Here is a 14460-nt window from a genome sequence, read left to right on the forward strand (position 1 = left end):
CTCCTCGTATGTCCGCTGGGACGGCCGACGGGGCGCGATCACCACAGCGCCGGACTCCGCGGGGAGGGGGTCGGCCTACGACTACAGGCCCTCGCCGCGGCAGCTAAGAAGAAGCGGCCTGAAACACATGATGGAGAAAGCGTAACGGAGCCGTCCCGTCCTCGCGGGTCCGTATCAGCATGCGGGATCGGCTGGACGGAGGAGAACGGCGACGAATCACCCGATTTCGTCAACCTTGATCGCAGCTAGTGACATTACGCTCACCAGCTGTCACATTTCCCGCATGAACGACATCTCTCCCGTCTTCTGCACCATCGTCCCGCCCCACCTCCTCGACAAGCTCGCGCAGGCGGAGGACGCCACGCTCTCCGGGCCCGCCCGGCGCACCCTGGAGGCGGACGCCGCGCGGCGCACCCGCCGCCAGTTCGCCCGGGTCGGCGTACCTCGTACGGCGAGCGCCGCGGCCGGCGACACGCCGGACGACGAGCCGCCCGCGAAGCCCCGGCGCACCATCCACGACTGCGCCCACCGCACCCGGCTGCCGGGCGCGAAGGTCCGCGGCGAGGGCGACGAGCCCGGCGCGGACGCCACCGTCAACCGCGCGTACGGCGGGCTCGGCGCCACCTTCGAACTGCTGCTGACCGCCTACGGCAGGGACTCGCTGGATGGCGCCGGGCTGCCGCTGGTCGCCAGCGTCCACTACGACAGGGATTACGCGAACGCCTTCTGGGACGGCGAGCAGATGGTCTTCGGGGACGGCGACGGGGAGATCTTCCTCGACTTCACGCTCCCCGTCGACGTGATCGGCCACGAGCTGACCCACGGCCTCACCCAGTACACGGCCAACCTCAGCTACTTCGGCCAGCCGGGCGCGCTGAACGAGTCGGTCTCGGACGTCTTCGGCTCGCTGGTCAAGCAGTTCACCCTGGACCAGACCGCCGACCAGGCCGACTGGCTGATCGGCGCGGGTCTGCTCGCCCCGCGCGTCTCCGGCGTCGCGCTGCGCTCGATGAAGGCGCCGGGCACGGCGTACGACGACGATGTCCTCGGCAAAGACCCGCAGCCGGGCTCGATGGACGACTTCGTCCGTACGGGCCGCGACAACGGTGGCGTCCACATCAACTCCGGCATCCCCAACCACGCGTTCTACCTGCTGGCCGACCGGCTCGGCGGGAAGGCGTGGGAGCGGGCGGGGCAGATCTGGTTCGACGTACTGACCGGCGGGGGGCTGGCGGCCGACGCGAGCTTCGCGGACTTCGCGCGACTGACCGTCGCCGCCGCGCAGTCCCGTTTCGGCGACGGCCCGGAGCACGAGGCCGTGGTCAAGGCGTGGTCCCAGGTCGGGGTCCCGACGGCGTGAGGCACGGCGCGGTGCGGCACGGGATGCGGCGCGGCGGTGTGCGGCACGAGGTGCGGCACGGGCGGCACGGGCGGCACGGGCGGCACGGCGGGCGGCGGCTTCCGCGGGCGCCCGTCCCGTACTAGAAAAGGACCATGCGTATCCAAGTGCGGCGCACGGGCGGCTTCGCGGGCATCGAGCGCAGGGCCGAGGTGGACACCTCGGCCCTGCCCGACGCCGGTGAAGCCGAGACGTGGCGGACCCTCGCGGAACAGGCGGTCAGTGACGGCCGCGGACCGGCACAGCGCACCGTGCCGGACGGCTTCAGCTACGAGATCACGGTCGACGGCCACACCGTCCACTGCGCCGACCCGGCGCTCTCCGAGGCACAGCGGGCGCTGGTCGCGCGCGTTCTGAGGGAGGGAGCCTGACGGCTGTGGGAAGGACCGTCCGCTCAGAAGCCGAGCTTGCGCAGCTGCTTCGGGTCGCGCTGCCAGTCCTTGGCGACCTTGACGTGGAGGTCGAGGAAGACCGGCGTGCCGAGGAGCGCCTCGATGTGCTTGCGGGACTTCGTCCCGACCTCCTTGAGCCGCTTGCCCTTGGGGCCGATGATGATGCCCTTCTGGCTGGGCCGCTCGATGTACACGTTGGCGTGGATGTCGAGCAGCGGCTTGTCGGCCGGGCGGTCCTCGCGCGGCAGCATCTCCTCGACGACCACCGCGATCGAGTGCGGCAGCTCGTCCCGTACGCCTTCCAGCGCGGCCTCACGGATCAGCTCGGCCACCATGACCTGCTCGGGCTCGTCGGTGAGGTCGCCCTCCGGGTAGAGCGGGGGGCTCTCGGGGAGCAGCGGGACCAGCAGGTCCGCCAGCAGTCCGACCTGCTGGTCGCCGACCGCCGAGACCGGCACGATCTCCGCCCACTCGAAGCCGAGTTCCTTGCTGAGCTGGTCGATCGCGATGAGCTGTTCGGCGAGCGTCTTGGGGTCGACGAGGTCGGTCTTGGTGACGACCGCGACCTTCGGCGTCTTCCTGATGCCGGCCAGTTCCTTGGCGATGAAGCGGTCGCCGGGGCCGAGCTTCTGGTCGGCGGGCAGGCAGAAGCCGATGACGTCGACCTCGGCCCAGGTCGTCCGCACGACGTCGTTGAGGCGCTCACCGAGCAGCGTGCGCGGCTTGTGCAGGCCGGGGGTGTCGACCAGGATCAGCTGCGCCTCGGGGCGGTGCACGATGCCACGGACGGTGTGACGCGTGGTCTGCGGCCGGTTCGAGGTGATGGCCACCTTCTGACCGACCAGAGCGTTCGTGAGGGTGGACTTGCCCGCGTTGGGGCGGCCGACGAAGCAGGCGAAGCCGGCCCGGTGGGGGGCTTCGGCTGTCTCGGGAGAGGAGGTACGAGCGCTCATGGCGCCCATTCTCCCCGATCGTTTACCTGTCGCCGACCAGATCCCCGGCGCGACCGCCGTCAACCGGCCGTGACGGTCGCCCGGAGCGCGCCGTCCGGGCCCGCCACCAGGACCGGGGTTCCGGGGCCGCCGAGATCGCGCACGGCCGCGCGGTCCTCGTCGGTGGCCGTGTCCGCGCCGGTGACGACGGCCGCCGCCTCCAGCGAGGTGGCGCCGCTGGCCACCGCCATCGCGACCGCGGTGCGCAGCGCGCTGAGCTTGAGGGAGTCCAGATCCACGGTGCCGGCGACGTAGGTACGCCCGGTCTCGTCCCGTACGGCCGCACCCTCGGGCACCCCGTTGCGGGCGCGGGCGCTGCGCGCCAGGGTGATGATCTTGCGGTCCTCGGGATCGAGGCCGGCGCCGGACTCCGTGCTCTGTGTCATGCGCCGAGCATAGGGTTACGCGCTGACGTGGTTCAGCACGAGGACGTACACAAGGACATAGGCGAGCAGGGAGAGGGGTATCGCGGCCAGCAGGGTCTGCCCCCGCTCCTTGAGGGTGCGGCCCGGCAGGAGCGCCGCGAGCACGGCGATCACGAAGCAGCCCCAGGCCTGGGGCGCGTAGTGCAGGGTCCAGGCGTAGTGGATGCCTTCCCCGCCGAAGACACCCGCGAGCACGGCCGGTCCGGCGACGCGGTGACGCACGTCCTGCCCACGGCGCCACCAGGTGGCGGCGATCGCGAACAGCGGTCCGGCGACGAAGCCGAAGAACAGCCAGACGGTCGGGTAGAAGAAGGAGCCCATGCCGTCACGGCCGAACTCCGCGTAGCCGTAGTAGCCGATGACCAGGCCGCTCTCGACGAGCAGGCCGGCGAGAGCGACCACAGCCGGCGACGCCCTGCGGGCCAGCAGGGCGCCGGTCACGAACGCGACGGCCGACCAGACGGCGCCGGAGTTGGGTATCTGGTTCCAGGCGCCGGGGAGCCAGCCCTGGGCGAGGTTGTCGAGGATGCCGAGAAGGATGCCCCCCACGAGCGCCCCGGCCGTCGCGTACACCCACGTGGCCTTGGTGGTTCTGGTGGTCTTCGGAACGACGGGAGTGGGTATGCCGGCTGTGGTCATGGTGAGCTGCTCGCTACTCGCTGTGGGGAGGCGGGGGAAGCGGGGGGGCAGGGACACCCGCCGCTCCGAAGAGCGTACAGGTGTCCGCCGACCCGCCCGGAGTACCTCAGGCCCGGTCGAGCCGGAGCCGCTCCGCCTTCGGCAGACCGGCCACCACCAGGTCGTACGAGTCCTCGATCAGCTCCCGCACCATGCGGGCGGGCAGCTCGCCGACCGTCACGGTGTTCCAGTGGCGCTTGTTGAGGTGCCGGCCGGGGACGATCGCCGGATACGCCTCCCGCAGCCGGACGGCCTCCTCGGGATCGCACTTGAGGGCGATCTCCAGGGGCGGCTCGTCCAGGAAGCAGAACGCGAAGATCTTCCCGGCGACCTTGAAGACCGTGAGTCCGGGATTCCGGGGAAAGGGCGCGTCCTCGGACGTGTCGTTCAGCCCGAGGCAGTGCGTCCTGACGTCCTGCGGGGTCATGCGATCTCCCTGCGGGGTCATGAGAGGCGAGGTCATGGGGCCGGGTCACGAGGGGCGAGGTCATGAGGGGCGAGGTCATGCGACCTGGGTCACGAGACTCAGGGACATGAGGCCCGGGGTCATGAGGCCCGCTCGTCCTCCCGTACCGGTTCGGCCAGCACCGTGACGATCTTGTTGCGGCGGCCCGCCGGGGACTCGGCCGTCAGCCGCAGGACTCGGCCGTCCGGCAGCTCGACGCTGGCGCTCGCCCCGGCGATCGGGACCCGGCCCAGGGCCTTGGCCAGCAGCCCGCCGACCGTCTCCACGTCCTCGTCGTCGTACTCGTCGAGCCCGAACAGCTCCCCGAGGTCGCCGATGTCCAGCCGGGCCGTCACCCGGTAGGAACCCTCACCGACCTTCTCGACCGGCGGCAGCTCACGGTCGTACTCGTCGGTGATCTCGCCGACGATCTCCTCCAGGATGTCCTCGATCGTGACGATGCCCGCCGTGCCGCCGTACTCGTCGATGACGACCGCGACATGGCTGCGGTCCTGCTGCATCTCGCGCAGCAGATCCCCGGCGTTCTTGGTGTCCGGCACGAAGGCGGCCGGACGCATCGCCGTGGAGACCAGGTCCGCCTCGGACTCCCGGTTGATATGGGTCTTCCTGACCAGGTCCTTCAGGTAGACGATGCCGACGATGTCGTCCTCGTTCTCACCGGTGACCGGCATCCGGGAGAAACCGGAGCGCAGGGCCAGGGTCAGTGCCTGGCGGATCGTCTTGTAGCGCTCGATGGAGACGAGATCCGTGCGCGGGACCATGACTTCCCGCACGAGCGTGTCGCCCAGCTCGAAGATGGAGTGCACCATCCGCCGCTCGTCGTCCTCGATGAGGGACTCCTGCTCGGCGAGATCGACCATCGCCCGCAGTTCGGCCTCACTGGCGAACGGCCCCTGCCGGAAACCCTTGCCGGGGGTGAACGCGTTGCCCAGCAGGATCAGCAGCTGCGGGATCGGGCCCATGATCCTGGCGAGCGGCAGCAGGACGTACGCCGAGGCCGTCGCCGTGTTCAGCGGGTGCTGGCGGCCGATCGTGCGCGGCGAGACCCCCACCGCGACATAGGAGACGAGGACCATGACGCCGATCGCGACGAGCAGCGCCTCCCAGGTCTCGTCGAAGTCCTTCAGACAGACGTACGTGACGAGGACCCCGGCGGCCATCTCGCAGGCGACCCGGACCAGCAGGGCCACATTGAGATAGCGCGTCGGGTCGGAGGCGACCTGGGCGAGCTTGGCCGCGCCCCGTCGCCCCGACCGCAGGGCCTCGGCCGCACGGAAGGTGGAGACGCGGGCGAGGCCGGCCTCGGCCGACGCCGCCAGCCAGGCGATGACGACCAGGGCGACGGCGCCGACGATCAGCTGCGCGGTCACGAGACCGTCGGCGCCGGTGACGGACCCGTCAGACCCCGCTCGGCCCGCCAGCCGTCCACGATCGCGGCCTGGAGGCCGAACATCTCGGCCTTCTCGTCCGGGACCTCGTGGTCGTACCCGAGCAGATGCAGCACACCGTGGACGGTGAGGAGTTGCAGCTCCTCGTCCATGGTGTGCCGCGTCGGCGCTTCGTCGCCCTGCCGCTTCGCGACCTCCGGGCAGAGGACGATGTCACCGAGGAGCCCCTGCGGGGGCTCCTCGGTGTCCTTCGCCGGCGGACGCAGCTCGTCCATCGGGAAGGACATGACATCCGTCGGCCCCGGCAGGTCCATCCACTGGATGTGCAGCTGCTCCATGGCGGCCTCGTCCACGACGATCACCGAGAGCTCGGAGAGCGGGTGGATACGCATCCTGGCCAGCGCGTAGCGGGCGACGTCGAGAACCGCCTGCTCGTCGACCTGGATGCCTGACTCGTTGTTGACGTCGATCGACATGGTGCGCTCTTGCTCTACTTCCCGTTGTGGCCGCTTCGGTTGTCCTTGCGGCTGTCGTCCTGCTCGTACTGCTCGTACGCGTCGACGATACGGCCGACGAGCTTGTGCCGTACGACATCCTGGGAGGTGAGCCGGGAGAAGTGCACGTCATCGACGCCTTCCAGGATGTCCTGGACCTGGCGCAGACCGCTCTTCGTGCCGCCCGGGAGGTCGACCTGGGTGATATCCCCCGTGATGACGATCTTCGATTCGAAGCCGAGCCTCGTCAGGAACATCTTCATCTGCTCGGGGCTGGTGTTCTGCGCCTCGTCGAGGATGATGAACGCGTCGTTCAGCGTCCGGCCGCGCATGTACGCCAGGGGCGCCACCTCGATCGTGCCCGCGGCCATCAGCCGGGGGATCGAGTCGGGGTCGAGCATGTCGTGCAGCGCGTCGTAGAGCGGGCGCAGATACGGGTCGATCTTCTCGTAGAGCGTGCCGGGCAGGAAGCCGAGCCGCTCGCCCGCTTCGACGGCGGGCCGGGTCAGGATGATCCGGTTGACCTGCTTGGACTGCAGGGCCTGGACCGCCTTGGCCATGGCGAGATAGGTCTTGCCGGTGCCGGCGGGGCCGATCCCGAAGACGATCGTGTGCTTGTCGATCGCGTCGACGTAGCGCTTCTGGTTGAGGGTCTTGGGGCGGATCGTGCGGCCCCGGCTGGACAGGATGTTCTGGGTGAGTACCTCGGCGGGCGTCTCGGGACCGTCCGCGCCGCCGGTTTCGCTTGCCCTGAGCATGGCGATCGAACGTTCCACTGCGTCCTCCGTCATCGGCTGACCGGTGCGGAGCACCAGCATCATTTCGTCGAACAGGCGCTGCACCAGAGCGACATCCGCCGCGCTGCCGGTCGCACTGATCTCGTTGCCCCGGACATGGATGTCCGCGGCGGGGAAGGCGTTCTCGATCACACGCAGCAGGGAATCCCCGGAGCCCAGGACCGTCACCATGGGGTGCTTGGCCGGGACGGTGAAGTGGGCGCGAGCCTGGTCCGGTGCGGGAGCGCGTCCCGCCGCGGGAGTCTGGGCTGTAGGTGTCTGAGTCATGGGCCGGCGCTGTGGCCTGCACATACCTCCCGTTGCAGGGTTCTCGCTGCTCGACAACCACTGGGGTACCAGCCTACGACTCCGCACAGACAAGCCCCTAGAGCTTTTCCGTTCGGCTCAGTGGACCGTTTGCACCGGTCGACACCTACCGGTGCACGCGGCCGACCCTGTCGCCCGGTCAGCCCGCGCGCCGGAATCCGATGGTGGGGACGGCCCTGCGCAGCGGCCACGGCCGGATCGGCGCGGGCAGCAGGTCCGTCATGAAGGCGTAGCGCCGCAGCTCCGCCGGGTCCTGGTCGGGGCAGTCCTGGACGGATTCCCACCAGGCCGCGACCTCGGACCAGCCGGGTGCCGAGAGCGAGCCGCCGAATTCCTGGACGGACAGCGCGGCGGTCAGCCCGGCGAAGGCCAGCCGGTCCGCGAGCGGCCAGCCGGCGAGCGTGCCGGTGACGAATCCGGCGACGAAGACATCGCCCGCGCCCGTCGGATCCAGCGTCTCCACCGCGATGGCCGGGACCTCGGCGGTCTCGCCCGTGGCACCGTCCACGGCGTACGCGCCTTCCGCGCCCAGCGTGACGACCGCGACCGGCACCCGCTCGGCGAGCTTCCTCGCGGCGGCCCGGGGGCAGTCGGTACGGGTGTAGCGCATGGCCTCCTCGGCGTTGGGCAGGAACGCCTCGCAGTACTCCAGATCGGCCAGGCCCGCCAGATCCCAGCGGCCGGTCTCGTCCCAGCCGACATCCGCGAAGATCTTCGCCCCGGCGCGCGCGCTGTGGGCGATCCACTCCTCACGGCGGCCGGGGGTGAGGGCGGCGACGGCGGCGCGCGAGCCGGGCGGGCAGTCGGGGAGCGCCCCTTCGGGCGGCGGGGCCTCGTGGCCGTGCGAGACCATCGTCCGCTCTCCCTCGTACGCCATCGAGACGGTGACGGGCGAGTGCCAGCCGGGGACCGTACGGGAGCGGGAGAGGTCCACGGACTCGCCCTGCTGCAGCGCGTCCCAGCAGTATTCGCCGTAGTGGTCGTCGCCGAAGGCCGCGGAGAGGCAGGTACGCAGTCCGAGGCGGGCCAGCGCGGTGGCCATGTTGGCGATCCCGCCGGGGCTCGATCCCATCCCCCCGGCCCAGGACTCCGTACCGCGCACGGGTGCGCCGGCCAGGCCGGTGAAGACGATGTCCAGGAAGACCGTGCCCGTGAGGTAGACATCGCACTCCGGCCCGTCCGGGGCGCGCAGCGCGCCGAGCGGATCGACATGGGCGGTGTGGTCCAGCGGGTCTCCGTTGGGTGTGATCACGGCGGGCTCCCCGGTCGCGTGCGGATGCGGCCAGTGTGCCTGATGCGACGCGTGGGGGCCGCGTGCCCGCGCACGGCGCCCGGCCCCGTCAGCCTCGGGGCCAGGGGTTCTCAGCCGGAGCGCTTGGGCAGAGGCACTCGTACGAGATCGGCGGCGACCGTCAGTTCGCCCTCGAAGCCCGCCGCGCGAGCCTGCCGCGCGAAGGCGTCCGGGTCGCCGTACCGCTGCGAGAAGTGGGTCAGCACCAGCTGCCGTACGCCCGCCTCCCGCGCCACCCGGGCCGCCTGCCCGGCGGTGAGATGACCGTGGTCGGTCGCCAGCCGCTCGTCCTCGTCGAGGAACGTCGACTCGATGACGAGCATGTCGCACGCCTCGGCCAGCGCGTACACCCCGTCGCAGAGCCGGGTGTCCATGACGAACGCGAACCGCTGGCCCCGGCGGGCCTCGCTGACCTCGTCCAGGGTGACGCCGTTCAGCACACCCTCGCGCTGGAGCCGCCCCACGTCGGGCCCCGCGATGCCGTGCGCGGCCAGCCGTGCGGGCAGCATCCGGCGCCCGTCCGGCTCGGTGAGGCGGTAGCCGTACGACTCGACGGGGTGGGAGAGCCGCCGCGCCTCCAGGGTGTAGGCAGGGGTGGCGGCGAGGACACCGCCCTCGCCGCTCACCGGCGTCTCGGTCAGCGCGACGGTCTCGCGGTACGCCGTCGCGTAGCGCAGCCGGTCGAAGAAGTGCTGTCCGCTCGCCGGATAGTGCGCGGTGATCTCGTGCGGCACCTGGTCCAGGTTGATGCGCTGGATCACGCCGGCCACCCCGAGCGAGTGGTCGCCGTGGAAGTGCGTGACACAGAGGCGGTTGATGTCGTGCGCGGCGACCCCGGCACGCAGCATCTGACGCTGGGTGCCCTCGCCCGGGTCGAAGAGGAGGCCCTCGCCGTCCCAGCGGAGCAGATAGCCGTTGTGGTTGCGGTGACGGGTGGGCACCTGGCTCGCGGTGCCCAGCACCACCAGTTCTCGCGGCGACAAGACGACTACCCGGGAGGCCAGTTGAGACCCCGGCCGCCGAGGACGTGGGCGTGCGCGTGGAAGACGGTCTGCCCGGCGCCGGCACCGGTGTTGAACACGATCCGGTAGCCGGTGCTGTCGGCCTTCTCCTGAGCGGCGACCTCGGCCGCCGCGCTCAGCACGTCGGCGGCGACGGCCGGTTCGGCGGCGGCGAGGGTGGCGGCGTCCGGGTAGTGCGCCCGGGGGATGACCAGGACATGCGTCGGGGCCTGCGGGTTTATGTCCCGGAAGGCGACGGTGGTCGCCGTCTCGTGGACGATGGTGGCCGGCACGTCCCCCGCGACGATCTTGCAGAACAGGCAGTCGGCCTGTGGTTCTCCGGCCATGGTCCGGGCCTCCTCGAATCCGGCGGTCGCCGCCGGTGAGCTGACGATCATGACGATCCGTCCGGACGCATGCTATCCGCGCCACCGCGCGCCGCGCCGTCAGGCCGCCGCGCCGTCAGGCCGCCGCGCTGTCAGGCCGCCGCGCCGTCAGGCCGCCGCGCTGTCAGGCAGGAACGGCGGCCCGTACCAGGAAACGCGCGCGCGCCCGGCCGAGCCGGTCCGTCAGGACCAGCGGCCGGTGCGGCCCAGCAGGAGGGCCGTGGCCGCCGTTCCGGCCGTGGAGGTACGCAGCACACTGCTGCCCAGCCGGTAGGGCTTGGCACCGGCCGCCGCGAACGCCGCCAGCTCCTCCGGGGTCACGCCCCCTTCGGGCCCGACGACCAGCACGATCGACCCTTCGGCGGGCAGCGGCACGGTGGCCAGCGGTTCGCTGCCGTCCTCGTGCAGTACGGCCGCGAAGTCCGCGTCCGCGATCAGTGCGGCGACCTGCTTCAGCGTCATCACCCCGGTGACCTCGGGGAAGCGGAGTCGGCGGGACTGCTTGCCCGCCTCCCGGGCCGTGGCACGCCACTTGGCCAGGGACTTGGCGCCCCGCTCGCCCTTCCACTGCGTGATGCAGCGCGTGGCCTGCCAGGGGACGACCGCGTCGACACCCGTCTCGGTCATCGTCTCGACGGCCAGCTCCCCCCGGTCCCCCTTGGGCAGCGCCTGTACGACGGTGATGCGCGGGGAGGGCTCGGGCTCGGTCCGCAGTTCGGTGACGGCGACGTCCAGCCGGTCCTTGCCCTCGACCGCCGCGACGGTCCCGTACGCGCCGGTGCCTTCGCCGTCCGAGAGCACGACCTCCTCGCCGACGCGCAGCCTCCGTACGGAGACGGCATGGCGCCCCTCGGAACCGTCGAGCGTGACCGTACCGGTGCGCAGTGCGCCGGTCTCGGTGAGGAAGACGGGGGCCGTCATGACGCCTTCCCCGGGGTCAACGACGCCTTGGCCCCGTCGAGTTCGGCGGCGAGGACGCCAACCAGCTCGCCGGCCGGCAGCTCGCGCGCCATCCGGTGGCCCTGGCCCGCCCAGAGCGCCATGCCCTGCGCGTCGCCGACCTTCGCCGCGGCCTTGCGCAGCCCGGAGGTGAGGTGGTGGACCTCCGGGTAGGCGGAGGGGGCGTACGGACCGTGCTCCCGCATGAAGCGGTTGACGAGGCCACGGGCGGGACGGCCCGAGAACGCCCGGGTGATTTCCGTCCGTACGAACAGCGGGTTGGTCATGGCCTGCTTGTGCAGCGGGTTCGCCCCGGACTCCGGGCACACCAGGAACGCGGTGCCGAGCTGCGCGGCGTCCGCGCCCGCCGCGAGCACCGCCGCGATCTGGCCGCCGCGCATGAGCCCGCCGGCCGCGATGATCGGCAGCTGCACGGTCTCCCGGACCTGCGACACCAGCGAGAGCAGGCCGATGCCCGCCCCGTCGGTGGCCGGATCGTCGCGGTGCGTGCCCTGGTGGCCGCCGGCCTCGATGCCCTGGACACAGATGGCGTCGGCCCCTGACCACTGCGCGGCCTGGGCCTCTTCCGGGGTCGTCACGGTCACCACGGTGTACGTGCCGGCCCGCGCGAAGGCGTCGAGGGTGGTACGGGTCGGGCAGCCGAAGGTGAACGAGACGACCGGCACCGGGTCGTCGAGCAGGATGGCGAGCTTGGCCTCGTAACCGTCGTCCCGGCCCGCCTGGGGGTCGCCGAGCGGCGTCTCGTACCAGGTCGTCTCACCGGCCAGCTGGTTGCGGTAGACCTCCACGGCCGCGTGGTCGGCGTACTGCGGCTGCGGCATGAAGAGGTTGACGCCGAAGGGCTGACTGGTGAGCCCCCGGAGCTGTTTGACCTCTTCGTACATGCCGTCCGCTGTCTTGTACCCGGCGGCGAGGAAGCCGAGACCACCCGCCTCGGAGACGGCCGAGGCCAGCTGCGGGCAGGACGCGCCGCCCGCCATGGGGGCCTGCACGATCGGATACCGGCAGAGATCGGTCAGTGCGGAGGACATGCGAGCATCGTGCCACGTCGCCCGGACAGCTTCGAATCCGGTCCACCGGGAAAAGCGGCCGGGGGGCCGGGGGCACAAAGCCCCGACCCCCCGGCCGCACACCCGCCTACCGGCCGTTGAACGCGTCCTTCAACCGCGAGAACAATCCCTGGTCCCCCGGCTGACCGCGCCCGCCGGGGGACAACCCCCGAAACCCCGGCCGCACCCGCCTACCGCCCGTTGAACGCGTCCTTCAACCGCGAGAACAATCCCTGCTGCCCCGGCTGGAACTGGCCCGTGGGCCGTTCCTCGCCGCGCAGTTTCGCCAGCTCGCGCAGCAGCCGTTCCTGCTCCGGGTCGAGCTTCGACGGCGTCATCACCTCGACGTGCACGATCAGGTCGCCCCGGCCGCCACCCCGCAGGTGCGTGATGCCGCGTCCGTGCAGCGGGATCGACTGGCCGGACTGCGTGCCCGGACGGACGTCGATCTCCTCCAGGCCGTCCAGCGTCTCCAGCGGGCACTTCGTGCCCAGCGACGCCGCCGTCATCGGAATGGTCACCGTGCAGTGCAGGTCGTCGCCGCGCCGCTGGAACATCGCGTGCGGCAGCTCGTGGATCTCGACATACAGGTCACCGGCGGGGCCGCCGCCGGGGCCGACCTCGCCCTCACCCGCGAGCTGGATCCGGGTGCCGTTGTCGACACCCGCCGGGATCTTGACCGTGAGCGTACGGCGGGAGCGCACGCGCCCGTCGCCCGCGCACTCGGGGCAGGGGGTCGGCACGACCGTGCCGAAGCCCTGGCACTGCGGGCACGGCCGCGACGTCATGACCTGGCCCAGGAAGGACCGGGTGACCTGCGAGACCTCGCCACGGCCGCGGCACATGTCACAGGTCTGCGCCGAGGTACCGGGGGCCGCGCCCTCACCCGAGCAGGTCGTGCAGACGACCGCCGTGTCGACCTGGATGTCCTTGGTCGTGCCGAAGGCCGACTCGTTGAGGTCGATCTCCAGCCGGATCATCGCGTCCTGGCCGCGCCGCGTCCGCGACCTCGGGCCGCGCTGCGACGCCGTACCGAAGAACGCGTCCATGATGTCCGAGAAGTTGCCGAAGCCACCGGCTCCGAAGCCGCCCGCACCGCCGCCGCCGCTCGCCGAGAGCGGGTCGCCGCCGAGGTCGTAGACCTGCTTCTTCTGCGCGTCCGACAACACCTCGTACGCGGCGTTGATCTCCTTGAAGCGCTCTTGCGTCTTGGGATCGGGATTGACATCCGGGTGCAGCTCGCGGGCGAGCCGCCGGAATGCCTTCTTGATCTCGTCCTGTGATGCGTCGCGGCGCACGCCGAGTACGGCGTAGTAGTCCGTGGCCACTTACGACTCCGCCAGGATCTGTCCGACGTAACGTGCCACTGCGCGTACCGCTCCCATCGTTCCGGGGTAGTCCATGCGGGTCGGTCCGACCACGCCGAGTTTGGCGACTGCCTCGTCGCCCGAACCGTAGCCGACCGCGACGACGGACGTGGAGTTGAGGCCCTCGTGGGCGTTCTCGTGCCCGATACGTACGGTCATGCCGGGGTGTTCCGCCTCGCCCAGCAGCTTGAGCAGCACCACGTGCTCCTCCAGCGCCTCCAGCACCGGCCGGATGGTGAGCGGGAAGTCATGTCCGAAGCGGGTCAGATTGGCGGTGCCGCCGATCACGAGCCGCTCCTCGGTCTCCTCGACCAGGGTCTCCAGCAGGGTCGCGAGCACCGTCGTGACGGTCCCCCGGTCCTCCTGCTCGAACGAATCGGGCAGGTCCTGCACCAGCTGCGGGACGTCCGCGAAGCGGCGCCCGACGATCCGGCTGTTGAGCCGGGCCCTCAGGTCCGCGAGCGAGGTCTCGCCGAACGGCGCCGCGCAGTCGATCATGCGCTGTTCGACGCGTCCGGTGTCGGTGATCAGGACGAGCATCAGCCGGGCCGGGGCGAGCGACAGCAGTTCCACATGCCGCACCGTCGAGCGGGTCAGCGAGGGGTACTGCACGACGGCGACCTGCCGGGTCAGCTGCGCCAGCAGCCGTACCGTACGGCCCACGACGTCGTCGAGGTCGACGGCCACGTCCAGGAAGCTCTGGATGGCGCGGCGCTCCGGCGAGGACAGGGGCTTGACCCCGGCCAGCCGGTCGACGAAGAGCCGGTAGCCCTTGTCCGTCGGGATGCGCCCGGCGCTGGTGTGCGGCTGGGCGATGAAGCCCTCGTCCTCCAGCACCGCCATGTCGTTGCGGACGGTGGCCGGCGAGACACCGAGATTGTGCCGCTCGGTCAGTGCCTTGGAGCCGACGGGCTCCTCGGTGCCGACATAGTCCTGGACGATGGCGCGCAGGACTTCGAGTCTGCGTTCGCTGAGCATCGCGCACACCTCCAGCTGTCGTCCGTCGTATCCGGCCTGGCACTCGCTCCACGGGAGTGCCAGCATCCCCCGGGCCAGTGTACGGCTGTGG

The 14460-nt window shown here is 71.1% G+C and carries 16 protein-coding genes; 2 read left to right on the forward strand and 14 right to left on the reverse strand.

Annotated features, from left to right (window positions below):
* Nucleotides 1–283 precede the first annotated feature (283 nt).
* Nucleotides 284–1360 (forward strand): M4 family metallopeptidase, encoded by a 1077-nt coding sequence (locus ACIBAE_RS18030; protein ID WP_399286008.1) that lies wholly within the window; start codon nucleotides 284–286, stop codon nucleotides 1358–1360.
* Nucleotides 1361–1494: 134 nt separating this feature from the next.
* Nucleotides 1495–1770, forward strand: coding sequence for a protealysin inhibitor emfourin (locus ACIBAE_RS18035; RefSeq protein ID WP_399286010.1), 276 nt, complete (start codon nucleotides 1495–1497; stop codon nucleotides 1768–1770).
* A gap of 23 nt (nucleotides 1771–1793) precedes the next feature.
* Here ACIBAE_RS18035 and era read toward each other — a convergent pair whose 3' ends face one another.
* The 14 genes from era to hrcA form a co-directional block, all read right to left on the reverse strand.
* Entirely contained in the window at nucleotides 1794–2753 is a 960-nt protein-coding gene (gene era, locus ACIBAE_RS18040) for a GTPase Era (protein WP_399286012.1), read from the reverse strand.
* A gap of 50 nt (nucleotides 2754–2803) precedes the next feature.
* The gene (locus ACIBAE_RS18045; RefSeq protein WP_399286014.1) at nucleotides 2804–3169 is read right to left on the reverse strand and encodes a cytidine deaminase; all 366 of its coding nucleotides are present in this window, start codon (nucleotides 3167–3169) and stop codon (nucleotides 2804–2806) included.
* Between the two features lie 15 nt (nucleotides 3170–3184).
* Nucleotides 3185–3847: a DUF6518 family protein gene (locus ACIBAE_RS18050; RefSeq protein ID WP_399286016.1), complete on the reverse strand. Its 663-nt coding sequence runs from the start codon at nucleotides 3845–3847 to the stop codon at nucleotides 3185–3187.
* 106 nt (nucleotides 3848–3953) lie between these two features.
* Nucleotides 3954–4313 carry an MmcQ/YjbR family DNA-binding protein gene (locus tag ACIBAE_RS18055; protein ID WP_399286018.1) on the reverse strand — a complete coding sequence of 120 codons (360 nt, stop codon included), beginning with the start codon at nucleotides 4311–4313 and terminating at the stop codon, nucleotides 3954–3956.
* Between the two features lie 119 nt (nucleotides 4314–4432).
* A complete protein-coding gene (locus ACIBAE_RS18060) occupies nucleotides 4433–5722 on the reverse strand; it encodes a hemolysin family protein (protein WP_399286020.1) in 1290 nt (429 codons plus the stop codon).
* A complete protein-coding gene (ybeY, locus tag ACIBAE_RS18065) occupies nucleotides 5719–6216 on the reverse strand; it encodes an rRNA maturation RNase YbeY (protein WP_399286022.1) in 498 nt (165 codons plus the stop codon). The genes ACIBAE_RS18060 and ybeY overlap by 4 nt, the downstream gene beginning before the upstream one ends.
* A gap of 14 nt (nucleotides 6217–6230) precedes the next feature.
* Complete coding sequence (locus tag ACIBAE_RS18070; RefSeq protein WP_399286024.1) at nucleotides 6231–7298, reverse strand: PhoH family protein; 1068 nt, start codon at nucleotides 7296–7298, stop codon at nucleotides 6231–6233.
* Between the two features lie 178 nt (nucleotides 7299–7476).
* Complete coding sequence (locus ACIBAE_RS18075; protein ID WP_399286026.1) at nucleotides 7477–8589, reverse strand: carbohydrate kinase family protein; 1113 nt, start codon at nucleotides 8587–8589, stop codon at nucleotides 7477–7479.
* A gap of 110 nt (nucleotides 8590–8699) precedes the next feature.
* A complete protein-coding gene (locus ACIBAE_RS18080) occupies nucleotides 8700–9611 on the reverse strand; it encodes a ribonuclease Z (RefSeq protein ID WP_399286028.1) in 912 nt (303 codons plus the stop codon).
* A gap of 5 nt (nucleotides 9612–9616) precedes the next feature.
* On the reverse strand, nucleotides 9617–9976 hold the full coding sequence (locus ACIBAE_RS18085) for a histidine triad nucleotide-binding protein (RefSeq protein ID WP_399286142.1): 360 nt from the start codon (nucleotides 9974–9976) through the stop codon (nucleotides 9617–9619).
* Nucleotides 9977–10198: 222 nt separating this feature from the next.
* A complete protein-coding gene (locus ACIBAE_RS18090) occupies nucleotides 10199–10936 on the reverse strand; it encodes a 16S rRNA (uracil(1498)-N(3))-methyltransferase (protein WP_399286030.1) in 738 nt (245 codons plus the stop codon).
* A complete protein-coding gene (locus ACIBAE_RS18095) occupies nucleotides 10933–12006 on the reverse strand; it encodes a nitronate monooxygenase (RefSeq protein WP_399286032.1) in 1074 nt (357 codons plus the stop codon). Before ACIBAE_RS18095 ends, ACIBAE_RS18090 begins: the two co-directional genes overlap by 4 nt.
* Before the next feature lie 209 nt (nucleotides 12007–12215).
* Nucleotides 12216–13352, reverse strand: coding sequence for a molecular chaperone DnaJ (gene dnaJ, locus ACIBAE_RS18100; protein WP_399286034.1), 1137 nt, complete (start codon nucleotides 13350–13352; stop codon nucleotides 12216–12218).
* Nucleotides 13353–14369: a heat-inducible transcriptional repressor HrcA gene (gene hrcA, locus ACIBAE_RS18105; protein ID WP_399286144.1), complete on the reverse strand. Its 1017-nt coding sequence runs from the start codon at nucleotides 14367–14369 to the stop codon at nucleotides 13353–13355. It abuts the gene before it with no gap.
* Between the last annotated feature and the right edge of the window lie 91 nt (nucleotides 14370–14460).

This window comes from Streptomyces sp. NPDC051569 (genome assembly GCF_044454085.1).
Classification (GTDB): domain Bacteria; phylum Actinomycetota; class Actinomycetes; order Streptomycetales; family Streptomycetaceae; genus Streptomyces.

Coding starts and splice junctions, on each gene's coding strand:
- ACIBAE_RS18045 (WP_399286014.1), bottom strand. CDS start 3,169: ATGACACAGAGCACGGAGTCCGGCGCCGGCCTCGATCCCGAGGACCGC.
- ACIBAE_RS18085 (WP_399286142.1), bottom strand. CDS start 9,976: ATGGCCGGAGAACCACAGGCCGACTGCCTGTTCTGCAAGATCGTCGCG.
- ACIBAE_RS18030 (WP_399286008.1), top strand. CDS start 284: ATGAACGACATCTCTCCCGTCTTCTGCACCATCGTCCCGCCCCACCTC.
- ACIBAE_RS18055 (WP_399286018.1), bottom strand. CDS start 4,313: ATGACCCCGCAGGACGTCAGGACGCACTGCCTCGGGCTGAACGACACG.
- ACIBAE_RS18095 (WP_399286032.1), bottom strand. CDS start 12,006: ATGTCCTCCGCACTGACCGATCTCTGCCGGTATCCGATCGTGCAGGCC.
- ACIBAE_RS18090 (WP_399286030.1), bottom strand. CDS start 10,936: ATGACGGCCCCCGTCTTCCTCACCGAGACCGGCGCACTGCGCACCGGT.
- ACIBAE_RS18035 (WP_399286010.1), top strand. CDS start 1,495: ATGCGTATCCAAGTGCGGCGCACGGGCGGCTTCGCGGGCATCGAGCGC.
- hrcA (WP_399286144.1), bottom strand. CDS start 14,369: ATGCTCAGCGAACGCAGACTCGAAGTCCTGCGCGCCATCGTCCAGGAC.
- ACIBAE_RS18070 (WP_399286024.1), bottom strand. CDS start 7,298: ATGACTCAGACACCTACAGCCCAGACTCCCGCGGCGGGACGCGCTCCC.
- ybeY (WP_399286022.1), bottom strand. CDS start 6,216: ATGTCGATCGACGTCAACAACGAGTCAGGCATCCAGGTCGACGAGCAG.
- era (WP_399286012.1), bottom strand. CDS start 2,753: ATGGGCGCCATGAGCGCTCGTACCTCCTCTCCCGAGACAGCCGAAGCC.
- ACIBAE_RS18050 (WP_399286016.1), bottom strand. CDS start 3,847: ATGACCACAGCCGGCATACCCACTCCCGTCGTTCCGAAGACCACCAGA.